The 22,820-nt window shown below is 73.3% G+C and carries 20 protein-coding genes and 1 riboswitch; of the genes, 6 read left to right on the top strand and 14 right to left on the bottom strand.

Going from position 1 to position 22,820, the window contains the following annotated elements:
• Window positions 1-6: 6 nt before the first annotated feature.
• The 12 genes from ACQP6G_RS18740 to ACQP6G_RS18685 all read right to left on the bottom strand — a co-directional run bounded on the left by ACQP6G_RS18740 (window position 7) and on the right by ACQP6G_RS18685 (window position 15,199).
• Window positions 7-2,727, bottom strand: coding sequence for an exo-rhamnogalacturonan lyase family protein (locus ACQP6G_RS18740; RefSeq protein WP_429766580.1), 2,721 nt, complete (start codon window positions 2,725-2,727; stop codon window positions 7-9).
• Window positions 2,724-3,401: a DUF1961 family protein gene (locus ACQP6G_RS18735; protein ID WP_429766578.1), complete on the bottom strand. Its 678-nt coding sequence runs from the start codon at window positions 3,399-3,401 to the stop codon at window positions 2,724-2,726. The genes ACQP6G_RS18740 and ACQP6G_RS18735 overlap by 4 nt, the downstream gene beginning before the upstream one ends.
• Window positions 3,398-4,111 carry a rhamnogalacturonan acetylesterase gene (locus ACQP6G_RS18730; protein ID WP_429766576.1) on the bottom strand — a complete coding sequence of 238 codons (714 nt, stop codon included), beginning with the start codon at window positions 4,109-4,111 and terminating at the stop codon, window positions 3,398-3,400. The genes ACQP6G_RS18735 and ACQP6G_RS18730 overlap by 4 nt, the downstream gene beginning before the upstream one ends.
• A gap of 1 nt (window position 4,112) precedes the next feature.
• A complete protein-coding gene (locus tag ACQP6G_RS18725; RefSeq protein ID WP_429766574.1) occupies window positions 4,113-5,069 on the bottom strand; it encodes a carbohydrate ABC transporter permease in 957 nt (318 codons plus the stop codon).
• Complete coding sequence (locus ACQP6G_RS18720; RefSeq protein WP_429766572.1) at window positions 5,069-6,043, bottom strand: ABC transporter permease; 975 nt, start codon at window positions 6,041-6,043, stop codon at window positions 5,069-5,071. Before ACQP6G_RS18720 ends, ACQP6G_RS18725 begins: the two co-directional genes overlap by 1 nt.
• A 65-nt stretch (window positions 6,044-6,108) precedes the next feature.
• Window positions 6,109-7,656, bottom strand: coding sequence for an extracellular solute-binding protein (locus ACQP6G_RS18715; RefSeq protein WP_429766570.1), 1,548 nt, complete (start codon window positions 7,654-7,656; stop codon window positions 6,109-6,111).
• A 32-nt stretch (window positions 7,657-7,688) separates the two neighbouring features.
• Window positions 7,689-8,378 (bottom strand): DUF624 domain-containing protein, encoded by a 690-nt coding sequence (locus ACQP6G_RS18710; RefSeq protein ID WP_429766569.1) that lies wholly within the window; start codon window positions 8,376-8,378, stop codon window positions 7,689-7,691.
• Window positions 8,379-8,670: 292 nt separating this feature from the next.
• On the bottom strand, window positions 8,671-10,782 hold the full coding sequence (locus ACQP6G_RS18705; protein WP_429766568.1) for a glycosyl hydrolase: 2,112 nt from the start codon (window positions 10,780-10,782) through the stop codon (window positions 8,671-8,673).
• A gap of 41 nt (window positions 10,783-10,823) precedes the next feature.
• Window positions 10,824-11,555: an efflux RND transporter periplasmic adaptor subunit gene (locus ACQP6G_RS18700; protein ID WP_429766566.1), complete on the bottom strand. Its 732-nt coding sequence runs from the start codon at window positions 11,553-11,555 to the stop codon at window positions 10,824-10,826.
• A complete protein-coding gene (locus ACQP6G_RS18695) occupies window positions 11,552-13,249 on the bottom strand; it encodes a glycosyltransferase family 2 protein (protein ID WP_429766565.1) in 1,698 nt (565 codons plus the stop codon). Before ACQP6G_RS18695 ends, ACQP6G_RS18700 begins: the two co-directional genes overlap by 4 nt.
• Before the next feature lie 279 nt (window positions 13,250-13,528).
• Window positions 13,529-14,452, bottom strand: a complete 924-nt coding sequence (locus ACQP6G_RS18690) for an LLM class F420-dependent oxidoreductase (RefSeq protein ID WP_429766563.1) — start codon at window positions 14,450-14,452, stop codon at window positions 13,529-13,531.
• A 90-nt stretch (window positions 14,453-14,542) separates the two neighbouring features.
• Window positions 14,543-15,199 (bottom strand): mycothiol-dependent nitroreductase Rv2466c family protein, encoded by a 657-nt coding sequence (locus ACQP6G_RS18685; protein ID WP_429766561.1) that lies wholly within the window; start codon window positions 15,197-15,199, stop codon window positions 14,543-14,545.
• A 64-nt stretch (window positions 15,200-15,263) separates the two neighbouring features.
• On the opposite strand from ACQP6G_RS18685, the gene ACQP6G_RS18680 reads away from it, so the two are divergent.
• From ACQP6G_RS18680 to ACQP6G_RS18660, 5 genes are all read left to right on the top strand, one after another.
• Entirely contained in the window at window positions 15,264-15,503 is a 240-nt protein-coding gene (locus ACQP6G_RS18680) for a hypothetical protein (protein ID WP_429766560.1), read from the top strand.
• A gap of 122 nt (window positions 15,504-15,625) precedes the next feature.
• Window positions 15,626-16,786: a class I SAM-dependent methyltransferase gene (locus tag ACQP6G_RS18675; protein WP_429766559.1), complete on the top strand. Its 1,161-nt coding sequence runs from the start codon at window positions 15,626-15,628 to the stop codon at window positions 16,784-16,786.
• Between the two features lie 10 nt (window positions 16,787-16,796).
• Window positions 16,797-17,609 (top strand): TetR/AcrR family transcriptional regulator, encoded by an 813-nt coding sequence (locus ACQP6G_RS18670; RefSeq protein ID WP_429766557.1) that lies wholly within the window; start codon window positions 16,797-16,799, stop codon window positions 17,607-17,609.
• A 108-nt stretch (window positions 17,610-17,717) separates the two neighbouring features.
• Window positions 17,718-17,859: riboswitch (FMN riboswitch) on the top strand.
• A 126-nt stretch (window positions 17,860-17,985) separates the two neighbouring features.
• A complete protein-coding gene (pnuC, locus tag ACQP6G_RS18665) occupies window positions 17,986-18,705 on the top strand; it encodes a nicotinamide riboside transporter PnuC (RefSeq protein ID WP_429766555.1) in 720 nt (239 codons plus the stop codon).
• Between the two features lie 105 nt (window positions 18,706-18,810).
• A complete protein-coding gene (locus ACQP6G_RS18660) occupies window positions 18,811-19,404 on the top strand; it encodes a histidine phosphatase family protein (RefSeq protein ID WP_429766553.1) in 594 nt (197 codons plus the stop codon).
• On the opposite strand, the gene ACQP6G_RS18655 is transcribed toward ACQP6G_RS18660, so the two are convergent.
• Window positions 19,379-20,623, bottom strand: a complete 1,245-nt coding sequence (locus ACQP6G_RS18655) for an acyl-CoA dehydrogenase family protein (RefSeq protein ID WP_429766551.1) — start codon at window positions 20,621-20,623, stop codon at window positions 19,379-19,381. The genes ACQP6G_RS18660 and ACQP6G_RS18655 overlap by 26 nt on opposite strands.
• Before the next feature lie 264 nt (window positions 20,624-20,887).
• Here ACQP6G_RS18655 and ACQP6G_RS18650 point away from each other — a divergent pair, with 264 nt between their 5' ends.
• The gene (locus ACQP6G_RS18650; protein WP_429766549.1) at window positions 20,888-21,370 is read left to right on the top strand and encodes an NUDIX hydrolase; all 483 of its coding nucleotides are present in this window, start codon (window positions 20,888-20,890) and stop codon (window positions 21,368-21,370) included.
• Window positions 21,371-21,467: 97 nt separating this feature from the next.
• On the opposite strand, the gene ACQP6G_RS18645 is transcribed toward ACQP6G_RS18650, so the two are convergent.
• Window positions 21,468-22,814: an Nramp family divalent metal transporter gene (locus tag ACQP6G_RS18645; RefSeq protein WP_429766547.1), complete on the bottom strand. Its 1,347-nt coding sequence runs from the start codon at window positions 22,812-22,814 to the stop codon at window positions 21,468-21,470.
• Window positions 22,815-22,820: the final 6 nt, after the last annotated feature.

Here is a 22,820-nt window from a genome sequence, read left to right as displayed (position 1 = left end):
TCGGCCCTAGACCCGGCCGCATCGATGGCCGATGAGCGCGAGGTTCTGGATCGTCGCGAGGCTGCACTGGGCGGCGTCGTTGGTGGACAGCGTCCGCGCCTCGTCGATCCGCACCAGGGTCTCGGGCGGCAGCACCGGCACGGGGTGGAAGGCCTCCTCGCCCATGAACTCCCCGCCGCGGAAGTACGCGCGCCACGCGACGTCGGCCAGGCCGTCGTCGCCGAGCCGTGCCGCGGCGTACGCGGCGAGGCGGGAGTGCGCCTGCTCGAGGTTCGTGCCGGACGGCGCGACGCCGAGCTCGGCCTCCTGCTCCGCCGGCGTCGCGAGGTAGAGGCGGCAGTACTGCAGCCACGCCTCCGTGAAGCCGGGTGCGTCGACGAGGCCCGCGTCGACCAGCGACACCAGCTCCGAGCAGATCTCCACCAGCCCGAAGACGGCGGACAGGTGCGAGACGGTGACGCGGTCGCGGTCGGTGGCGAACCGGCCGGTGCCCAGGTCGTACAGCGCCTCGCCGGTGAAGAAGCCGTGCTTCAGCGCGCCGATGTCGGTCATGGTGCCGACCAGCCGGTCGCGCGACCGCTCGTTCCCCGTCGCCTCCCAGTCCGCGAGCCACGTGGCGGCCAGGGCGCTCCAGTCCGTGCCGAGCCCGACCGCCAGCGCCTCGGGCCGCGGGCGGTACGTGGCGGCGTCGGGCCGCACCTTGCGGGTCGGGTCGAGCCCGAGGAAGTTCCGGTCGGAGTCCCGCAGCTCGAGCATGAGGTCCCGGGTGTGCTCGTCGCCGGTGAGGAAGTAGTGCGGCCGCCGGTACGCCGGCGTCGAGATGCGCACCTGCTTCGCGCTGCACCCCCAGTGCTGCACGTTGTGCCGGCTGCCCAGCCCCTGCCAGGGGCCGGCGTGGTAGACGTCCACGTCACCCGTGTGGCGGGTCATGCGCTCGGCGAGCCGGAAGACGTCGGCCCGGCCGGTGCGCAGGAACGACGTCCACAGCCACAGGTCCGGGGAGAGCTCGGAGTTGTCCCAGGCGTAGCCGCCGACGTCGTAGCGCCACACGTGCCGGTCGGGGTCGTAGGCGTGCATGACGTCGCCGTAGCTCCAGAACCCGTACCAGGAGCGCTGGTCCACCTGACCGACGTAGAAGTCGAGCATCGTGGCGAGCCGGTCCTCCAGCGCCGCCCGCTCGGGGGTGCTGCGGTCGACGAGGTCCCAGTCGCCGAGCACGCGCGCCGCGTGCAGCGCCTCGGGGACGGGCACGAGCTGGGGCCGGACGGCGGTGCCCGCGGCGAGGCGCGCGAGCGCGTCGGCGTCGGGCGTGCCGGCGAACGCGGTGACGGTGAGCTCGTGCGTGCGGCCGATGCCGTGCGCGTTCCCGAACCCCGGCTCGTAGTCCTCGTACGTGATCTCGAGGGCGTCGAGTTGGTCGTCGTACGTGTCCTGGCCGAGGCCGTCGTGGTAGAAGCGCAGGTCCATCGGCGCGGCGTCGGGCGACCAGAGCCAGGTCGTGAGCGACCCGACGTCGGACGTCGCGCGCTCGACGTCGATCCCGGTCGGGTGCGACTGCCAGAACCCGGTCAGCCCGACGGCGAGGCCGCCGCCCGTGTCCCCCAGGTAGCCCAGACCCTCGGACCGCGTGCCCTGCGCCACGTCGATCCACGGCCGGTCGGGGGCCGTCCGCTTGTGCACGGTGAAACCGTTCGCGCTCAGCTGCCGCAGCGACCAGGCCTCCCAGGTCGGCACCCACCGCAGCCGGCCGGAGACCCGCTCGTCCCACTCCACCAGCGGCGGCGTCGCGCGGCCCGCCACCTGGGCCGCGCGCACCCCCGCGCCGGGGTCCCGGCGCAGCCCGGTGACGCCCTGCACCGCCTCGCGCACGAGGCCGCCGTCCGCCCCCGCGAGGCGCACGTGCCGGTCGTGGTGCGCGGCGCGCAGCGGGACGTCGAATCGCAGGCCGAGCGACGAGAGGAAGTCGCGCTCGGGGTCGCCGTCCCACACGAACGAGTGCACGAGCCGGAACGTGGGCGCCCCGGCCGCGAGCACCAGGCGCAGCGTGAACGGCAGCCAGGCGGGCGCGCCGTCCTCGTGGGCCCGGTCGACGTCGCGGTGCGCGCCCGTCACCCGCACGACGGCGCGCACCGGTCCGGCCTGCTCCACGACGACGTCGCGCACCACGCCCACCGACTCGCGCCGCGCCCGGTGGTCGGGCTCCGGGCGGTCCTGCCGGCTGGACACCAGCCGCCCCGCGCGCGCCACCTCCACGCCGCGCACCCGCACGGACCGCACGACGTCCGGGCCGGAACGCCCCACGACCACCGTGCACGCGCCCGTGTCCACGACCACCTCGTCCGCGTGCTCGACGACCGTCACCCCGTCGGTCGAGCCCGTCGGGACGACGTCCTGGGTCCCGACCGGCTCGACCAGCGGGGCGGCGACCACGCGGTACGACGCGCTGGGCGGCGTCGCCGCGCCGAGCGCGACGCCGGACCACTTCACGCTGCCGTCGGGCCATGTCGCGAGCGGCCACGTCTGCGCGGGGACGGCGCGGCCCCAGGCGTCCACGACGGCGAGCGCCGCGGCGTCGCGCACCACGCCCGGGCGGAACGGGACGCCGCAGGTGACGCCGCCGACCGTGAGGTCGGGCGCGACGTCGTCGAGCCAGCGCAGCGGGACGTCGACCCCGTCCGGGGTCTCGACGGACTCGGTCAGCGGGGATGCGGCGGGGGCGGTGGTCATGACAGCGGGGTCACCTCGAGGTTGCGGTAGTGGGCGACGAGCGGGGCCATCTGCCGGAAGCCGATCCGGCCGGCGCCCAGCGGCGCGTCGTCGTGGAACGTGAAGAGGGTGAGGTCGTCGATCGCGAAGGAGACGTCGGCGCCGCGCTTGGTGACGCGCACGCGGTAGTGGCCGTCGGCGTCGTCGGGCCCGGGCAGCGGGTCGGCCCCCTGCGCGACGAGGCGGAAGCCGGGGCTCTTGCGCAGGTTGCAGGTGCGGAACCGCTTCTCGGCCGCCCACTTGCGGCGCAGGTAGGACACGTGGAGCGTCGACACGTCCCCCGAGTGGTACTGCGGGTAGAACCCGGTGCGCTCGGCCAGCGACGGGTCGAAGAGGTCGCGGCCGTCGGTGCCCGTGGCGGCGAAGAACAGCATCGCCAGGCCGTCGCCGGCCAGCGGGCGGAAGTCCCACGCGACCTCGACGTCCGCCGGGAAGACGTCCGGGCACCAGTAGGTGAAGTGCGCGTGGTCCCCGCGGCCGTCGGCGTCGAGCGCTGCCTCGTCGGCCGTGCTGCGCAGCACCAGGCCGTCGTCGCGGTGCTCGACGCCGACCGGGCCTTCCGCGACCCACCCGGCGAGGTCGCCGGGACCGGCCAGGGCGTTGCGGTAGGTCCCCGCCACCACGGGCGTTGTCACGGCTGCATCACCCACGCCCCGAGCGGCTCCTCGGCGTCGTGCACGCCGTCGAGCGACGCCAGGGCCTCGCCGACGTAGCGGGCGACGGCGCGCGCCCCCGCCGTCGTGAAGTGGGTGTTGTCCGTGGCCAGCTTCTCGTCGACGGGCAGGCCCGCCGCCGCGGCGGCGCCGTGCGGGAAGAGGGCGGCCGAGGCGTCGCGGCCCAGCCACCCGTACAGCCAGCGCGTGAACGCGGTGAGGTCGAGCACCGGCACGTCGAGCTCGTGGCCGAGCGTGCGCACCGCCGCCGGGTAGGGGCCGTGCGACCAGCGCAGCGGAGCGTCGGGGCCGTCGCCGTCGAACAGGCGGCGCTCGACGCTCGTGGCCAGCACGGGCCGCGCCCCGTTCGCGCGCGCTTCCGCGACGAACTGCGCGAGCCGGTCCGTGTACCCGCCCTCGGCGGCGAGCTCGTCGGGCTCCTTCTGGTCGTTGTGCCCGAACTGGATCACCACCGTGTCGCCGGGCCGCAGCTCCGCGAGCAGCTTCTCCCAGCGTCCCTCGGCCCGGAACGACGCCGTGGTGGCGCCGCCGATCGCGTGGTTGCGCACGACGTCGCCGGTGAACGTCGCGAGCTCGTCGCCCCAGCCCAGCAGCGGGATCTCCGGGTACCCCGAGGTGCGGCCGTGGTCGGTGGGGGCGACGGTCGAGTCGCCCGCGAGGTGGATGGTCATGTCAGCCCTTCACGCTCCCGATGAGCATTCCCTTGGCGAAGTGCTTCTGGAGGAACGGGTAGGCCAGGAGCACGGGGATGGTGGCCACGATGACCACCGCGAACTTGATGCCCTGCGCGGGCGGGGGCAGCTCGGCGCCCATGTCCTGCGCGGACAGCGACGCCGACGCGGTGACCTGCCGCAGGAACATCTGCAGGGTCCACATGTCCTGGTCGTTCAGGTACAGCAGCGGGGACATGTAGTCGTTCCAGATGCCGACGGCGTAGAACAGCGCGAACGTCGCGAGCACCGGCTTGGACAGCGGGATCACGACGTGCCGCAGGATCTGCAGCTCGTGGGCGCCGTCGATCTTGGCGGACTCCTCCAGCTCCTGGGGCAGCTGCTGGAAGAAGTTCTTGATGATGATCAGGCTGAACGGGTTGATCGCCATCGGCAGGATCAGCGCCCAATAGGTGTCGAGCAGGCCGAGCTGCTTGACCACCAGGAACGTGGGGATCATGCCCGCGGAGAACACCATCGTGAACACGACGACGGTCATGATGGCGCGCCGCCCGGGCAGGTCGACCTTCGACAGCGGGTAGGCCATCAGCGCCGTCAGCGCGAGCTGGACGAGCGTGCCGACCAGGGTCACGACGACGGTCGTGACGAACGCGCGCACGAACGCCGACGACGACAGGATCGAGGCATAGGAGTCGGTCGTGAAGTCCCGCGGCCACAGGAAGAACGGTCGCGTGGTGATCTCCAGCTCCGTGGCGAACGAGCCCGCGAGCACGTACAGGAACGGCAGCAGCGCCAGCAGGCCGACCGCGACGAGCAGCACGACGTTGACGACGTCGAACGCCCGGCCCGCACGGGTGTTGAACCGCTGGTGCTGCGTGGAGGGCCGGGACGCGCGCCGGGACGCGCGGCCGGGCGCCACGGTGGGCGTGGTGGGCACGGTGGTGAGCGGTGCGGCCATCAGAAGATCCCCTGCTGGTTGAAGCGCTTGGCGAGCCAGTTGGTGCCGAAGATCAGCACCAGCCCGACGATCGCCTTCGACAGGCCCACCGCGGTGGAGTAGGAGTACGCGCCCTGCTGGATGCCGGTGAAGTACACGTACGTGTCGAAGACGTCCGCGACGGTGCGGTTGAGCGCGTTGGACATGAGGTAGATCTGCTCGAACCCGGTGTTGAGGATCTCCCCGGTCTGCAGGATGAGCATCACGATGATCGTGGGCCGGATGGCGGGCAGCGTGATGTGCCAGGTGCGCTGCCAGCGGCCCGCGCCGTCGATGACGGCGGCCTCGTACTGCTCCTGGTCCACGCTGGCCAGGGCGGCGAGGAAGATGATCGTGCCCCAGCCGGTGGACTTCCAGATCGTCTGCAGCAGGATCAGCGGACGGAACCAGTCCGGGTCGGCCAGGTAGTTAGTCTCCGTGCCGGTGAGCCCGTCCAGGAAGGACGACAGCGGGCCCGTGCCGATCGCGAACAGCAGCGCGGTCAGCGACACCACGACCGTCCAGGACAGGAAGTGCGGGATGTAGACCAGCGTCTGCACCGTGCGCTTGAGCACCGACAGGCGGACCTCGTTGAGCAGCAGCGCCAGCACGATCGTCAGCGGGAACGCCACGAACAGGCTCAGCGCGGCCAGGATCAGCGTGTTGCCCAGCAGCCGCGGGAAGTCGGGGTTGGAGAAGAACTCCTGGAAGTGGTGCCAGCCCACCCACTCCGAGCCCTGGATCCCCAGGAACGGCACGTAGTTCTTGAACGCGATCTGCGCGCCCCACATCGGCCAGATGCGGAACAGCAGGAAGTACAGGATGCCCGGCAGCATCATCACCAGCAGCCACCGGTAGCGCACCACCCGGGCCCAGCCGCGGTGCGGCCGGCGGGGCGCGGGAGGGGCGGCGGGCGCGGGCGTGCCGGCCTGCTCGACGTCGACGACGGCGGTCATCGCAGCCTCCTTCTCGGACGGGGTGCGGGGCCGGGCACCGAGGCCCGGCCCCGCACCGGAGGGGATCAGCCGAGCTGTGCGTAGAGCTCGTTCATCTCGGCCGTGACCGCGTCACCGCCGCTGGACTTCCACTGCGCGATCGCCGCGTCGAGCCCCGCCTCGTCGATCTGCCCGCTGATGTACTGGATGCGGGCGTCGGCGATGACCTGGTCGAGCTGGACGCCGTTGGTCATGTAGGTCTCGGAGACGAGCGCCGCCCCGGGGTTGAAGACCGCCTTCTCGAGGTCCGTGGCCTGCAGGTCCACGCGCTCCTGCTCGAGCTCGGCGTCGTACTCCGTCTCCGGCTTCGGCTTGTAGGCCTCGTAGCCGGCCACGTTGGTGCCGATCTGGGCCCACGAGCCGCTGACCAGGTCCGTGTAGTCCTGCTTCGACTCGTCGTTGACCGCGAAGCCGTCCTCGACCGTGAAGTTGTCGCCCTCGATGCCGTTGTTCTCCAGCACCTGGCCCTCGGTGCTGCTCAGCTCGTTCAGCGCGGTGAGCACCTGCTTGAGCTGCTCCTCCGTCTGCACCGACGCCTTCGGCACGGCGAGGAAGCCGCTGTAGCCCGGCGTCGGGAGCGCGAAGTCACCGTTCGGCCCGGCGATGTTGCCCTGGAGCGCGACGAACTGGTCGTACGTCTTGGGGTCCTTCTCCTTGAACAGGCCCGCCAGCTGCGACGCGCGCGACTGGACGTCGATGATGATGCCGCCCTTGCCGTTGAGGAACGGCTCGTTCCACTGGGTGGAGCCGTCCATCGTGGCGTAGTCCTTGTTGACGTAGCCGTTCTCGATGAGCTGCTTCTCGTAGTCGAGCGCCTGCTTCCACTCCGGGGTCGTGAACGACGGGATCAGCTGGCCGCCCTCGTCCTTCCACACGTTGCCCGCGCCGAACCAGGTCTCGATGGCGTCGTAGGGGCTGCCCGTGCCGATCGACGCACCCCAGGCGGGGATGATCATCCCGTAGGTGTCGTCCTTGCCGTTGCCGTCGGGGTCGTCCTCGGTGAACGCCTTGGCGAGCGCCATGAGCTCGTCCGTGTTCGTGGGCTCCTCGAGGCCGAGGTTCTTCAGCCAGTCCTTGCGGATGGTGATGGACGTGCGCACGACGTCGCGGGCCCGGTACACGCCGTAGACCTTGCCGTTGACGCTCGAGGCCTGCTGGACGTCGGGGTTCTCCGTGACGAGGTTCGGGTAGTCGCCCGAGGCCAGGTACTCGGTGAGGTCCCAGAAGCCGCCGGCCTCCGCCGTCTGCACGAAGCCCTGGCTCTTCTGCTGGATGACCATGACGTCGGGGATCTCGTCGCCGGCCAGCACCACGTTGGTCCGGTCGCCGTACTCCGCGTTGGGCACCCACTGCATGTCGAGGTCCAGCCCCGCCAGCTCGGACAGCTTCGCGCCCACCGGGTCGTCGTCCTCCGGCGGCGTCGCGGAGAAGTACGGCGCCATGATCGAGAGCGAGTCGAGCGCCTCGCCACCGCCACCGCCGTCGCCGCCGTCGCCACCGCCGCTGCCGCAGGCCGCGAGCGCGAGGCTCCCGACCGCGAGGAGGGCCAGGGGGGCCAGCCGTCGTGTGCGCATGCTGTTCCTTTCGTCGGAGTGCACGTCGTCGTTCACTCGTCGAGGGGGTCGGTCGCCGCCCGGTCGCCGAGCCGGCGGTCGTTGGCGGCGTAGAAGGACAGGCAGAGGGCCGTGCACAGGTACGCCCACGCGCCGATCGAGACGACGGGCAGGAGTCCGGGCACGAACGCGGTGACGACGCCGACCAGCGCCGTCGTCGCCGCGAGCAGGAGGGGCGCCCCGGGGGCGCGCAGCAGGAACGTCCAGGCCAGGCGCGGCACGTCGCCGCGACGCAGGTCGTAGTGGGCGTCCATCGTCAGGGCGAGCAGCAGGTGCACGACGCCGAGGCCCGCGATGACGGCGAGCGCGACGCGGAGCACCGCGGGCGCGTCGTCGAGCAGGAGCAGGCTCGTCCCGGTGAGGGCGAGGGCCAGCAGGCCCGGCGCGGCGAGGAGGTTGGCGCGGGCGAATCCGGAGGCCCAGGCGCGGACGAAGACGCGCACGGCGCGCTGGGTGTCGCCCCGCAGCCGCGTGCGGCTGACGACGGTCGCCGCGGCGAGCGCGGGCGCGACGCCGAGCACCACTCCCCCGGCCAGCGTGCCCGCGAGGACGAGGAGGTTGAGCAGGCCCAGGAACGCCAGCGTGTCGACCCAGCCGAACCATCGCTCGAGCCGGGCGCCGCCGTCGGCGGGGGCCGCCGTGCGTGCCGCCGCCACCTCCGCGCGCGCGCCCTCGTGTGCCATGGCCCGGTCCCATCTCCGTCGATGCCCGGGCCGTCGTCGGCCCGGTCAGCCTCCGGGACGGCGACGTCGCCGACCCGCTGCAGGAAAGCGATTCCCCGCGTTGAATGGATTCACCGTAGGGGCCGGGACTTCACCCGTCAACATGCGTCTGCAACGTTGAGGTCACGATCGCGCCGAGGTAGCCCAGAACTCGCCGAGGGAGCAAGAGGCCTCGAGGCCGTCTCGGCCGGAACTCCCTCGCGAAGGATCCGACCACCTCGCGGGCCCCAGGACGACCTCGCGGAGGTTCGCACTACCTCGGCGGTCGGGACGCGTGCTCCAGGAGCCAGGCCAGGAGGTATGCGCGGGTGTTCCCGTCGTCGATGCGCTCCTCGGGCAGGTCGCGGGCGACGCCGAGCGCCGCGGCGGCGTCCTCCGGCCCGGCCAGCGCGGCGTACATGAGCAGCTGGTCGCCGAACATCACGTCCCACGACGCGGGGTCGTCGCGCGGTCCGGAGAGCGCCTCGTCGAGGTTGGCACGGATGCGGTCCGGGTCCCCGCCGAGGTACGTCGCGACCGGCTGTGCCGGCAGCACGAGGATCCCGAGCATCGCGCTCGGCTCGGCGCTGAACCACGTGGCCCAGTCCCGCTTGCCGCCCCACACGAGCGACGTCACCTGGTGGCCGAAGCCCTCCACCGCGGGGTCGTCCCGGTCGACGTCGGTCCAGTAGGCGCGCGCCGACGCGGCCTCCGCGCCGAGCATCCAGCGCGCCTGCTCCTCGAGCTCGGCGTCCCCCGTCGCCTGCGCCCACAGGGCCAGCCCGTTCCAGGCCGAGACGGCCTCGGACGCCGACTCCTGGTTGTTGCCGTCGGCGAACGGCGCGTACCCGGACGCCCACGAGTGCCCGGCGTAGACGTCGAACACGCGCAGCGCGGGCATGCCGCCCACCCCCGTGCCCGAGGCGACGTCCGCGGCGAGCAGGTCCAGCACGGGCGCGAGGTCGGCGGCGAGCGCCGGGTCGTCGGCCGCCACGACGCCCGCCGCGTACAAGAAGTACCCGTAGTGGAAGTGGTGGTCGTTGGCCTCCTCCGAACCGAAGCCCGGCACCTTCCCGACCACGGTCGCCAGCACCGGGTCGTGCACGAAACAGCGCTCCGCGCGGTGCTCGCAGCCGTCGGGCTCGGCCCACTCCCGAAGTCGTTCCTCGAGTCCCGACCGCAGCGGCTCGGCCACACCGTCCAGCCCGAGCCCCTCCGCCAGGCCGAGCAGGTTGGCGTCCCGGGCCAGGGCCTTGCCCCCGAAGTACGTGTCGGACGGCGCTTCCAGGGCCCCCGTCCCCACAGCGGCGGCGTCGGCACGCACCTGGTCGGCGAGCTCCGCGCGCGCATCGTCGTCCAGGCCCGACAGGTCGAGCCCGCCGGCCGGCTCCACCGCGGGGCTCGACCACCCCAGGGTCGACGCCGTGCAGACGTCGACCGTCCCGTGCACGGTCGCGTACGAGCCGAGGCCGCAGGTGGCCCCCGTGGAGTCCGCCTGGTGGGGCATGCGCACGACGGCCGTGGGGCCCCCGTCCGCGGTCGCGTAGGTCAGCGCGGTGCTCACGCCGTCGTCGCCGGCGCCGTACGACGCGGTCACCGCGGCCACCGGGCGCGAGGCAGCCTCGACGAGGGTGTCGACCGACGCGCCCGACGCCCCGTCCGGCACCGGGAACCAGGCGACGGACTCGCCCGCGGCGAGCGTGAGCACCCGCCCGTCGTCGGAGAGCCCGGCACCGGGGTCGTCGGTGCCGCCCGGACCCACGAGGACGTGCTCACGGTCGAGCACCTCGGTCGACGCTCGGCCGTCGGCGACGGTGAACGCCGAGGTCATCGCCACGTCCTGGTCGGTCGCCGCGACGTACCGCAGCACGGGAGACCCCTCCACGATCCGCAGGTGCCCGAGCGCCGCCCCGGCGCCGTCGCGCAGCTCGACCGTCACGGACGCGACGTCGTACTGCGACACCACCGCCGACGCGGCGCCGACGTCCGCGCCCACCTGCGGGTCGAACGGACCCAGGATCGAGGTCGCGGTCACCTGCACCTGCGGCAGCCCGTAGGCGAACCCGCCCCCGGTCAGCGCGACCGCGAGCGGCACCGGGAACACGGGCTGCGGCGCGTCGCCGAGCGCCAGGCTGGAGAACCACCGGTTCGTGGGCGGCGCCAGGCCGTCGGCGAGTCGCGTCGTCGGCGTGGCCGCGACCTGCTCCCGGGGCAGCAGCGACACGTCGACGTCGGGCGCCGCGAGGCTCTCCTCCGGCGCCGGGGCGTCGACGGCGCCCGGAGCGTCCTCCTCGGCGGGTGCCGTCCCGCCGAGGACGCCGCAGCCCGACGACGCCAGGACCACGGCCAGGACCGCCGCCAGCGCACCGGCGACCGGCGGCGGCACGCTCCTCGTCCGCGCCCCGGCTCCGCACCGCGCGGGCGTCGTCACAGGCCCACCCGGCGCAGGAACTGGCTGAACGCGGCGTCCACGCCGGCGAGCGGGCCGTCGTCGTGCAGGTCGATCACCGCGGTGACCGGGGTTCCGGCCATGACGAGCCCGTGCTCGGCGCCGCGCACCAGGCCTGCGCTGGAGACGCGCACCGTCGCCTCCGCCTGGTTCTTCGTGTTCTGCACGGCCACCGCGTCCACGACGCCGTCCACCTCGGCCTGGTTGGGCAGCACCACCGTGACCGTGGCGCCGTCGCGGATGCGGGCGAAGTCCGCCGGGTCGAGCACGAGCCTCGCGTCGACGAACAGCGAGCCCTGGCGCTCGACGGTGGCGAGCACCTCCCCCGACCGGGCGAACGCCCCCTGGTCCACGGCCACGTCCGTGACGACGCCGTCGGCGGGGGCGACCACGGTCATCGTGCCGTCCTCGGCCACCTCGTAGGCGCCGCCCTCCCGGCTGACGAGGCCGACAGCGAGGTCGTGCTGCAGCGTGAGGCTGCGCAGCACCAGCAGGGGGTCGCCGGCGCGCACCTCGTCGCCCTCCTCGACGAGCGCCTCGGCGACCGTCCCGGCGTAGTCGGTGCCGACGTCGAGCGTCTCGGCGGAGATGGTCGCGGCCGACGACGTGGCCTGCGACTCGCGACGGTTCATGACCAGGGTGAGCGCGACGCACAGCAGCACCACGCCGAGCAGGCCTCCCACGAGGCGCAGGCGGTTGGTCCAGGTCATGCGGCACCTCCGGCGGACGGGACGGCGGCGCGGGCGCGGCGCGACTCGCGCAGCGCGGTGACGACGAACGCGCCGAGGATGAACGTGTTGGTGAGGTTCCAGGCCAGCGCCAGGCTCGGCAGCGGGTCGTCGCCCCACTCCTTCCAGACGCCGACGGCCGACGTCAGCAGCAGGAAGGCGAAGCAGAGCACCTGCGGCAGCATGAAGTTGAACGGCGACTCGGCCCGGCCGGCACGACCCGTGACGTGCCAGGCCTGCTCCTTGCCGGTGAGGGCGTTCCACAGTGCCTTCGTGTAGATCGGGAACGACACCGACGCGAGCATCAGCACCTCCCACCGGAACGACCCGAGGGTGAAGAACGCGATCGCGATCTGCATCCCGTAGAAGCCCAGGTAGTACAGCAACCAGGTGCTCGGCGAGATCGTCAGGTCCATCGGCGTGAGGTCCAGGTAGATCTGCAGCGGCGGGACCAGGAGCAGCACGAGGGGCGCGATGCCCGAGAGGTAGTGCGTGGCCGTGACCGTGTACTGCAGGCGCTGGTCGAGGGTGAGCCGTCGCCTGGGGCTCAGCGGGTTGTGCTGGAGCATGATCTCGAAGCCGCCGGTGGCCCAGCGCAGCTGCTGCTTGGTGTACGCCTCGACGGTCTCGGGGGTGTCGCCCACCGCGAGGACGGTCGGGATGTAGACGGTGCGCCAGCCGCGCTCGTGCAGCAGGAGCGACGTCCACACGTCCTCCGACTTGGAGTCCGTGTACATGCCGCCGATGTCGTCGACCGCCGCCCGGCGGAAGATCACGTTGGTGCCGACGCAGAACGCCGCGTTGAAACGGTTCCGGCCGGGCTGCACGAAGCGGTAGAACACGGCCTGCATGTAGCCGGCGCCGCGGGAGATGAGGGTGTCGAGGTTGCCGTACGTCTGCGGGGTCTGCACGAAGGCGACGTCGTCGGACACGAAGAACGGGACCGTCTCGACCAGGAGCTCCGGCCGGGCGACGAAGTCCGCGTCGAGGATGACGAAGTAGTCCCCCTTCGCGATCGTCAGCGCGTGGTTGACGTTGCCGGCCTTGGCGCCGTGGCTCGACAGCCGGCGCACGTAGCGGGCGCCGAGCGTGGCGGCGAGGTCGCGCACGTCGTCCGAGCGGCCGTCGTCGAGCACCCAGGTCCGGTGGCGGCCGCGCAGGGCGACGGCGGCGCGCACCGTGCGCGCGATCGTGTCGAGGCTCTCGCCGTACGTCGTGATGAAGACGTCGACGGTCACGGGTCTGTCGTGCAGGTACAGGGTCCAGCGCGTGGGGTCGTCCTCGGCCTCGTCCCGCACGATCTCGGGCAGGTCGAACAGACGGTCCTGCGCGTGGTGGAAGGAGAAGCCGCGCGGGTCGTAGCCGCTGGAGAGCACGGTCCACATCGCGAGGAGCGCCTGCACGACGAGGATGGTCTCGGCCGTGATCACCATGACGTACGGCAGCGCGTCCCCGCGGTTGGCGGGGTTGAGCAGGAAGACGGCGTAGGCCACGACGCCGAGCGTCGCGAGCAGCATGATCAGGGCGAGGGACGGCGACCGCGAGGCGGCGTTCTCGTCCCTCGGCGGGGCGGTGGGGCGCGGCGGCTCCGCGCTGAGCGGGCCGTGGGGGCGCGACCGGACGTGCTCGGTGCGGCGCGGGGTGACGACAAGACGGTCGAACTCGGAGACGGACATGGCGTGTCCTCCGGGCATGGGCGCGGTCGTGCGGCGGGGAGCGTGGACCACGTCGTCCGGGCGACGGCAGCGTCGTGACGGTGCTGCGGGCCTGCGGCGGGCGCGACCTCCGCCCTGAACGGGTCGAGGTGACCCGCTCCGGAGAGCGGGCCACCTCGTCGTCTGTCGCGAACTTAGCCCCGCCGTGCCCCCGTGTCACGAGTTCGGCGGGGTGAGTTCAGCAGGCGAGACCGTCGCCCTGGCCGACTGTCGCCGCAGGTCACAGGCCTGCGGCTCGCCTCAGAGCTGCGTCGCGACCTCGCGCGCCACCAGGTCCAGGTGGTCGAGGTCGTGCAGGTCGAGCGCCTGCAGGTACACGCGCTGGATCCCCTGGTCGCGCAACGAGCCGAGCAGGTCGACGGCCTCGGAGACGGTGCCCGCGACGCCGTGCTCGCGCAGCTCGGCCGGCTCGCGGCCGATCGCCGCCGCGCGCCGGGTGAACTCCGCCTCGTCCTTGCCGACCGCGAGCACCAGGGCGACGGACTGCACGATGGAGTCCGGCGTGCGCCCCGCCGCCTCCAGCGCCTCGTTGATCACGCCGATGCGCGGCGCGACCGTGTCCAGCTCGGGGAACGCCTGGTTGTACTCGTCGCCGAACCGGGCGGCCAGCGCCGGCGTGCGCTTCGGCCCGCCTCCGCCCACGATGACGGGGATCTTCGCCTGGGCAGGCTTGGGCAGGGCCGGGGAGTCGACGAGCGTGTAGTGCTCGCCGTCGAACGAGTACGACCCGCCGACGGGCGTGCCCCACAGCCCGGTGAGGATCTCCAGCTGCTCCTCGAGGAGCCCGAACCGCTTGGCCGGGAACGGGATCCCGTACGCCTCGTGCTCGCGCGCGAACCAGCCGGCGCCGAGCCCGATCTCGACACGGCCGCCGGACATCTGGTCCACCTGCGCCACCTGGATCGCCAGCACGCCGGGGTGGCGGAACGTGGCCGACGTGACGAGGGTGCCGAGGCGCACGGTGGAGGTGTCGCGGGCCAGGCCGGCCAGCGTCGTCCAGGCGTCGGTGGGGCCCGGCAGGCCGTCGCCGCCCATCGTCAGGTAGTGGTCGGAGCGGAAGAACGCGCTGTAGCCGAGGTCCTCGGTCGCCTTCGCGACGGCGAGCAGGTCGTCGTACGACGCACCCTGCTGGGGCTCGGTGAAGACACGCAGGTCGAGGGTCATGGTTCGCCTCTCGGGGTGCGGGGGGTGTGGTGCGGGGGTGTGGTGCGGGGGTGTGGTGCGGGGGTGTGGTGCGGGGGTGTGGTGCGGGGATCAGTCGAAGGACGGCGAGCTGGTGCGCGACCGCTTGAGCTCGAAGAAGTCCGGGAACGACGCGAGCGCGACGGCGCCGTCGAAGATCCGCACCGCGTCCTCGCCGCGCGGGATGCGCGTGAGGACCGGACCGAAGAACGCGACGCCGTCGACGTGGATCGTCGGCGTGCCGACGTCCTCGCCCACCGGCTTCATGCCCTCCTCGTGCGAGACGGCGAGGGCGGCGTCGTAGGCGTCCGACGACGCGGCGGAGGCCAGCGACGCGGGCAGGCCGGCCTCGGCCAGGGCCTCCACGGCGACGGCGTCGAGGTCGTCCCGGCGGCCGCCCGGGTGGATGCGCGTGCCGGCCGCGGTGTAGAAGGCGCTGAACGCCTCGGGGCCGTGCTCGGTCTGCACCGCCGCGGCGACGCGGCCGATGCCGCGCGACGCCTCGATCTTCGCCCGGTAGTCCGCCGGGATGTCCCGGTCCTTGTTCAGCAGGTACAGGCTCATCAGCCGGAACGTGAGCTCCACGTCCCGGTGCTCCGCCACCTCGAGGGCCCAGCGGGACGTGATCCACGCGAACGGACACAGCGGGTCGACGTAGACGTCCACGACGGGGACGGTGGTGGTGGGGGCGGTGGTGGTCTCAGGCGCGGTCGTGGTCCCGGAAGTCACGACCGCCACCCTACCCATGCCGGGGGCACGTGTTCCGCGGGAGGCGCAGCGGTAGCCTCGGCCCGTGCGCAAGGTGCGGTGGGCGAGCGTGTGGACCGTGGTCGGGGCGTGCGCCGTCGCGCTCGCGATGCTGTGGGTCGTGCTGCGCGGCAGGGTCTGGGCGTGGATCCCGTTCTTCCTCGCCGCAGGGGTCGCGGTGCGGGAGATCCGGTACCTGCAGCGCGCCCGGCGCCCCGCCGAGGCGGGCTTCGACGAGCGTCGTCGCGGGGAGCCGGACGACGACCGCAGGCGCCGTCGCGGCTGACGCGGATCACCCGCCCGGGCGGTCGACGCGCCGGACTCCCGCGAGCTAGCGTCGAGACGGGCGCCGCCTCCCGACGACGCCGCGGGGTCCGCACGTCCGGGCCACGGCACGGAGGTGCCGCCATGACCGACCCGACCGACACCGCCGACGCGTTCGCCGACCGGCTGTTCGCCGCCACGCTCGGCGCCATCGACGTCCTGGCCGTGCACGTGGGCGACCGGCTCGGCTGGTACCAGGCGCTCGCGTCGTCCGGCCCCCTGACGTCCACGGGGCTCGCGGAGGCCACCGGCACGGCCGAGCGGTACGCGCGCGAGTGGCTGGAGCAGCAGGCGGCCTCCGGTGTCCTCGTCGCGGAGGACGCCGGCGCGGCACCCGCGCTCGACGCGGACCCGCAGGCCGTCGCCCGGACCCGCCTCTACGCGCTGCCCGCGGCGCACGCGGAGGTGCTGACCGACACGTCCTCGCTGTCGTACCTGGCGCCCCTGGCCCGGTTCGTCGGCGCGATCGGGCCGCAGCTGCCCCGTCTGCTCGAGTCGTACCGGGACGGCGGCGGGGTGTCGTGGGACCAGCTCGGCGACGACGCCCGCCAGGCGCAGTCCGACGTCAACCGCCCGTGGTTCGAGCGCCGCCTGGCACCGACGCTCGCGGCGCTGCCCGCCGTCCACGAGGCGCTCTCCCGGCCCGGGGCCCGCGTCGTCGACGTCGGCTGCGGCTTCGGCTGGTCGACGCTCGCGCTCGCCGAGGCGTACCCGCTCGCCGAGGTCCACGGCATCGACGTCGACCGTCCGTCCGTGGCCGCCGCACGGGCGGCCGCCGCGGAGGCGGGCCTCGAACGGCGAGCCTTCTTCCACCTCGCAGACGCCGCAGAGCTCGCCGTCGCCCAGCCCTACGACGCGGCGTTCGCCTTCGAGTGCGTGCACGACATGCCGCGCCCGGTCGCCGTGCTCGAGGGCGTGCGCCGCGCGATGCGGCCGGACGGCGTCGTGGTGGTCATGGACGAGGCCGTCGCCGACGAGTTCCGCGCCCCGGCCGATGACGTCGACCGGATCATGTACGGCTACAGCCTGTTCGTGTGCCTGCCGGACGGCCTGTCCACGACCCCGTCGGCCGGCACGGGCACCGTGATGCGCCCGGCCACGCTGCGGCGCTACGCGCGTGCGGCGGGCTACGCCGGCGTCGAGGTGCTGCCGGTCGACGACTTCGGCTTCTTCCGGTTCTACCGGCTGCAGCTGGGGTCCACGGACGAGCGGACGCCGGAAGGACGACCGGCGGTGCCGGAGTAATCTCCCAGGCATGACCGCCGTCCGGACGCACACCCACGCCCAGGCCGTCGACGCCGCGATCGACCTCTTCTCCCGGCAGGGCTACGAGCAGACCACCGTCGAGGAGATCGCCGACGCCGCCCGCGTCAGCCGTGCGACGTTCTTCCGCCGCTTCCGCTCCAAGGAGGACGTGGTCTTCGCGGACCACGAGCTGCTCCTGGAGGAGGTCGTCGTCATGCTCGCGGAGACCCGGCCCGAGGCGCGGGCCAGCGAGGAGTCGGGCCGCGCGCCCGAGCGGGCGTGGGACCCGACCACCGACCCGTACCTCGAGGTCTGCCGCGCGGCACGGCTCGTCTTCGACCACCACGTGGGCCAGCGCGAGACGTCGATCGCCCGGCACCAGCTGCTGCAGCAGGTGCCCGCGCTGCGCGACCGCGAGCTGGTCACGACGCACCGCTACGAGCGCGCGTTCACCGCCTACCTGCGCGACACGCTGCCGCCCGACCGGTCCACCACGACGATGTCGATCGCGTTCGCGGCGTCCGTCGTCGCGGTGCACAACGCGATCCTGCGGCGCTGGCTGCGCAACCCCCACCTCGACCTGCGGCCGGAGCTGGAGGAAGCGTTCGCCGACCTGCGGCGCGCCGCCGTCTCCCCGTTCCCGCACGGCGACGACGACTCCGCGCCGTCGTCCGCCCCTGCCGGCGACACCGACGTCGCCTCCGCCGGCGAGGCCCGGACGGTCGCGACGGGCGGCGACGGGAAGCGCGTCGTGGTCACGGTGCTGGAGCCCGGGGCGGGGCCGGACGACGTCGCGCGCGCCGTCCGCGACGCGCTGGCCTGACCGTCGGTCGAGACGGCCGGACACGATGCTGCCGCCGGGAATGCCGCTGTGGCATCCTGAGTTGTGCAGGACGCCGCCGGGACCTCCGGCGGTGGAAAGACACGCACGTACGTGCTCCGGGGTCGGTGAAATTCCGAGCCGGCGGTGACAGCCCGCGACCCGGCCTCCACCCGCAGACGCGGGGAGAGGCCGGCTGACCTGGTGAGATTCCAGGGCCGACGGTCAAAGTCCGGATGGGAGGAAGCACGTGCGGCACGCACCCGTCAGGGTGGGTGCCGCCGGGTGTCGTGCCGCCGACGACGGCCCTACGGGGCCCGACGCGGCGAGCGCCGACCCCTCACCCCGGACGCCGCACCTCGGACCGGGAGAGTGAACGATGGACGCGATCGACGCGTTCTTCAACGCCACGCTGACCATCGGCGACCAGCACATGTCGTGGCGCGAGATCGTCGGCAACCTGTTCGGCCTCGCCTCCGCGCTCGGCGGCATGCGCCGCAAGGTGTGGGCGTGGCCCGTCGGCATCGTCGGCAACCTGGTGCTGTTCACGGTCTTCATGGGCTCGTGGTTCGGCGACTCGAGCCGCGCCGACATGCTCGGCCAGGCGGGCCGGCAGGTGATGTTCCTGATCGTGTCGATCTACGGCTGGGTGCAGTGGCGGCGCACCGAGCGTGCCGCCCTGGAGGTCCGCGCCGACGGCAGGATCCCCGCCGACGGCGGCGCCGCGGTGCACCCCCACTGGGCGACCTGGCGGGAGCGCGTCGGCATCGTCGTCGTGATGGTCGGCGGCACCCTGCTGCTCACCCCGCTGTTCCGCGCCCTCGGCTCCTACGAGCCGGTGTGGTCGGACGCGTGGATCTTCATGGGCTCGCTGGTCGCCACGTACGGCATGGCGAAGGGCTGGGTCGAGTTCTGGCTGGTCTGGGTGGCAGTGGACGTCGTGGGAGTGCCCCTGCTCTGGTCGGCGGGCTACTACGCCACGGCGCTGATGTACGTGTTCTACGGCGTCTTCACCCTGACCGGGTTCTTCGTGTGGTGGCGCGTGCACCGGCGTGAGCAGGCCCAGGCGGGGGCGACGACGCCCGCGGTCGCGCCCTGACGGCGCTCACCGCGGCAGTTCGGGCTCGGCGCGGCAGCTCGAGCTGCCGTCGGCCATCCCTGGACTCAAGGTCGTCGGTCCGCGAGGCGCGGGCAGACTGGCCCCGTGCGCGTCACCGTCGTCCGTCATGCAGCCCCGCACGTGACCGATGACGTCCCTCCGCACGTCTGGCCGCTGTCCCGTGCAGGCCGTGTCGCGGCCCGCGGGCTCCGCCTCCCGGAGGGCGCACGTGCCGTCGCGAGCGACGAGCGCAAGGCGGTGGAGACGCTCTCCCTCGCGCTCGGCGTCGCCGACGTCCCCACGGACCCGCGGTTCGGGGAGATCCGGCGACCGCCCGAGCCCGTCTCCCCGGAGTTCCGGGAGGCGCGGCGCGCCTGGGTCGAGGGCGCGCCCGACACGCGGCACGACGGGTGGGAGTCCGCGGAGGGCGCGGCCCGCCGGTTCGACGACGCCGTGCGCGACCACGCCGGCCGAGGCGACCTGGTGGTCGGGACGCACGGCATGGTGCTCACGGCATGGCTGGTCGCGACCGGCCGCGTCGCCCCTGGTCCATCGGCAGGGGCGTTCTGGCTCGGGCTGCGCCTCCCCGACGTCGTCACCGTGGACCTGGCCGGGGACGACGACGGGGACCCGCGCGGCTGCGCGGGTCCCCGTCGTGCGAAGGCTGCAGGGCTCAGGCGAAGGCCGAGACCCCGGTGATGTCACGACCGACGATGAGCGCCTGCATCGACTCGGTGCCCTCGTAGGTGTGCAGGGCCTCGAGGTCGGCGAAGTGCCGCGCGACGCGGTTGCCGAGGAGGATGCCGTTGCCGCCGAGCATGTCGCGGGCGATGGAGGCGACCTCGCGGGCCTGCCGCGTCGTCGTGTACTTCGCGAGCGAGGCCTGCTCGCCGGTGAGCGTGCCGGCGTCCGCCAGGCGCGTGATCTGCGCGACGAGCAGCTGCATCTGCGTGACGAGCGAGAGCATGCGGGTGAGCCGCTCCTGCACCATCTGGTTCTTGGCCAGCGGTCGGCCGAACTGGATGCGCTGGGTCGAGTACGCGGCGGCCGCCTCGTAGCAGGCGACGGCGTGCCCCACGGCGGACCAGGCGACGGCCAGGCGGGTGGCGAAGAGGACGGCGGCGGTCGCCTTGAACGACGTCGCGCCGGGCAGCGCCGCGCTCGCGGGGACGAAGACGTCGTCGAGCACGATGTGCGCCTGCCAGATGGCGCGCAGCGAGACCTTGCCCTCGATCGTGGTGGCGGTGTAGCCGGGCGCGTCCTGCGGGACGATGAAGCCGTGCACCTGGTTGTCGCCGTCGTCGCCGACGAGGCGGGCCCAGACGACGGTGATGTCGCCGCACGAGCCGAAGCCGATCCACTTCTTCTCGCCGTCCAGGACGTATCCCTCGACGCCGTCGCGGGTCTCCCTGCGGGCGGTGGTCTCGAGCGAGACGGAGTCCGAGCCGTGCGTGGGCTCGGTGAGCGCGAACGCGCCGAGGATCTCCCCGCGCGCCATCGGCTCGGCGTACTGCTCGATCTGCTCGGGCGAGCCGTGCATGACGATCGACCGCAGCGCGAGGCCGCCCTGGACGCCGCAGATCGTGGCGACGGAGCCGTCGCCGCGCGACATCTCCATGCTGGCCAGGCCCTCGGCCATGAACGAGACCGACGGGCGGCCGGGGACGTCGACGCCGTCGCGCAGGAAGTCGCGCTCGGCGAGCTTCTTCACCAGGTCGAACGGCACCTCGGCGCGCTCCCAGTAGCCGTCGATGACGGGCAGCACGTCCTCCTGCACGAACTCGCGGACGGCGAGCTGGTGGGCGCGCTCCTCGGGCGTCACGTCGGCGAAGGCGCCCACGTAGTCGAGGTCCAGCGGCTGCGAGACGTCGTAGTCGGGGGCGGTCACGCCGGGCATGACGGGGGCGTTGCGGGTCATCGACGACCTCTCTCTGCGCGGGGGTCCGTTCCGGGCCCGGTGAGGAGTGCGGACCGGCGCCGTCCGAGGCTGGTGGTGGCCGGCGCCGGTCCTCCTCCATCGTCACCCGCGACCGGGTCTCACGTCAAGCGATACTCCGTCTCACCGCCTTTGCCGAGGTAGTACAGCCCCCGGCGGGGTAGTCAGTGACCTGGCGAGGTAGTACCGGACCCGGCGAGGTAGTCCACTGCTCCGCGAGGGAACCGCCCGGGTCACACTGTGACCATGGCGACGACCAGCGCAGGCCTTCTGCTCTATCGCACCTCGGACGACGGCGGCCTCGAGGTGCTGCTCGGGCACATGGGCGGCCCGTTCTGGGCGCGCAAGGACGAGGGCGCGTGGACGGTGCTCAAGGGCGAGCTCGAGCCGGACGAGGAGCCGCACGCCGCCGCGCTGCGCGAGGCGGCGGAGGAGCTCGGGCTGCCGCTCCCCGCGCCGTCGTCCCCCGACGTCGACCTCGGCGAGGTACGGCAGCGGTCCGGCAAGCGCGTCCTCGCCTGGGCGCGCGAGTGGCCCCCGCCGGGGCCGGACCTGGACCAGGTCCGCAGCAACACCGTCGAGATCGAGTGGCCCCCGCGGTCGGGGAAGCGGATCGAGGTGCCGGAGATCGACCGGGTCGCCTGGCTCTCCCCCGACGACGCCCGCCGCCTCGTCGTCAGCGCGCAGGCCGCGCTCGTCGACCGGCTGGAGTCCGCGCTCGGCCGCTGACCCGTACTACCTCGCCGGGCCCGGTACTACCTCGCGGGATCCGGTACTACCTCGCGAGATCCGGTACTACCTCGCCGGTTCCGTTCTGTCGCGACGGTCAGCCGGTGAACGTCAGCCAGAGCAGCGCGACGTTCAGCGCCACGATGACCGCGGCCACGGCCCACGCCGCGACCTGGGTGGCGAGGCCGTTGCGGAACCCGCCGAGCAGGCCGGCGTCGCGCGTGATCCGCACCAGCGGGATCATCGCGAACGGGATGCCGAAGCTGAGCACCACCTGGCTCACGACCAGCAGCCACGTGGGCGACACCCCCGTCGCGAGCAGCACGATCGCGGGCACGAGGGTGACCAGCCGCCGGGCGAGCAGCGAGACGCGCACATGCAGGAGTCCGGACATGATCTCGGCGCCGGCGTAGGCGCCCACCGACGTGGACGCCAGCCCCGACGCGAGCAGCCCCACCCCGAACAGCACCGCGACCGCGGGGCCCAGCGACGACTCGATGGCGGCGTGCGCGCCCTCGATCGAGTCGGTCCCCGTGCGGCCGGGCAGGTTGGCCGCCGCGAGGAGGAGCATCGCGATGTTCACGCTGCCGGCGAGCACCAGCGCGGCGACGACGTCCCAGCGCGTGGCGGTGAGCAGGCGGCGGACCGCCGACGGCGACGGCGGGCGGGGCACGGTGACGTCGCCGTCCCCGACCCCGCCGTCCCCCAGGTCGTCGCGTCCCTCGGCCCCGGCGGCGAGGGCGTGCCGCCGCTGCACCCGGGCGTCGTGCCGCACCCGGTCGCGGGCGAGGGAGGAGTGCAGGTAGATCGCGTGCGGCATCACGGTGGCGCCGAGCATCGACGCGGCGAGCAGCACCGACTCCGGGCCGTCGAGGCGCGGCACCAGCCCGCCGAGCACCGCGCCCAGGTCCGGCGGCGAGAAGAACAGGCCCGCGCAGAACCCGACGGTGAGGACCGCGAGCATCGACGTCACGACCGTCTCGAAGACGCGCTGGCCGCGGCGCTGCTGCACGGTGAGCACCAGCATCGACACGACCCCGGTGATGATCCCGCCCAGCACCAGCGGTACGCCGAAGAGCAGGTGCAGGGCGATGGCGCCGCCGATCACCTCGGCGACGTCGGTGGCCATCGCGACCACCTCCGCCTGCGCCCAGTAGGCGATCCGGCCGCGCCGGGAGAGGCGCTCGCCCAGCACCTCGGGCAGCGAGCGCCCGGTGACCACGCCGAGCTTGGCCGACAGGTACTGCACCAGCACCGCCATGACGTTGGCGACGACCAGCACCCACACCAGCAGGTACCCGAACCGCGCCCCCGCCGTGAGGTTCGCCGCGACGTTCCCCGGGTCGACGTACGCGATCGCCGCGACGAACGCCGGCCCGAGCAGGGTCACCAGGCGCGCGGGACGCACCCCCTGGGCGGGTCGGTCGAGGGTCGGTCGGCTCATGCGGTC

The sequence above is a fragment of the Isoptericola nanjingensis genome, assembly GCF_050311635.1.
Lineage (GTDB): Bacteria > Actinomycetota > Actinomycetes > Actinomycetales > Cellulomonadaceae > Isoptericola > Isoptericola nanjingensis.
This window is presented reverse-complemented; position numbering and strand designations above follow the sequence as displayed.

Coding starts and splice junctions, on each gene's coding strand:
- ACQP6G_RS18720 (WP_429766572.1), bottom strand. CDS start 6,043: ATGACCGCCGTCGTCGACGTCGAGCAGGCCGGCACGCCCGCGCCCGCC.
- ACQP6G_RS18700 (WP_429766566.1), bottom strand. CDS start 11,555: ATGACCTGGACCAACCGCCTGCGCCTCGTGGGAGGCCTGCTCGGCGTG.
- ACQP6G_RS18645 (WP_429766547.1), bottom strand. CDS start 22,814: ATGAGCCGACCGACCCTCGACCGACCCGCCCAGGGGGTGCGTCCCGCG.
- pnuC (WP_429766555.1), top strand. CDS start 17,986: ATGGACGCGATCGACGCGTTCTTCAACGCCACGCTGACCATCGGCGAC.
- ACQP6G_RS18725 (WP_429766574.1), bottom strand. CDS start 5,069: ATGGCCGCACCGCTCACCACCGTGCCCACCACGCCCACCGTGGCGCCC.
- ACQP6G_RS18730 (WP_429766576.1), bottom strand. CDS start 4,111: ATGACCATCCACCTCGCGGGCGACTCGACCGTCGCCCCCACCGACCAC.
- ACQP6G_RS18650 (WP_429766549.1), top strand. CDS start 20,888: ATGGCGACGACCAGCGCAGGCCTTCTGCTCTATCGCACCTCGGACGAC.
- ACQP6G_RS18690 (WP_429766563.1), bottom strand. CDS start 14,452: ATGACCCTCGACCTGCGTGTCTTCACCGAGCCCCAGCAGGGTGCGTCG.
- ACQP6G_RS18670 (WP_429766557.1), top strand. CDS start 16,797: ATGACCGCCGTCCGGACGCACACCCACGCCCAGGCCGTCGACGCCGCG.
- ACQP6G_RS18695 (WP_429766565.1), bottom strand. CDS start 13,249: ATGTCCGTCTCCGAGTTCGACCGTCTTGTCGTCACCCCGCGCCGCACC.
- ACQP6G_RS18740 (WP_429766580.1), bottom strand. CDS start 2,727: ATGACCACCGCCCCCGCCGCATCCCCGCTGACCGAGTCCGTCGAGACC.
- ACQP6G_RS18710 (WP_429766569.1), bottom strand. CDS start 8,378: ATGGCACACGAGGGCGCGCGCGCGGAGGTGGCGGCGGCACGCACGGCG.
- ACQP6G_RS18715 (WP_429766570.1), bottom strand. CDS start 7,656: ATGCGCACACGACGGCTGGCCCCCCTGGCCCTCCTCGCGGTCGGGAGC.
- ACQP6G_RS18675 (WP_429766559.1), top strand. CDS start 15,626: ATGACCGACCCGACCGACACCGCCGACGCGTTCGCCGACCGGCTGTTC.
- ACQP6G_RS18655 (WP_429766551.1), bottom strand. CDS start 20,623: ATGACCCGCAACGCCCCCGTCATGCCCGGCGTGACCGCCCCCGACTAC.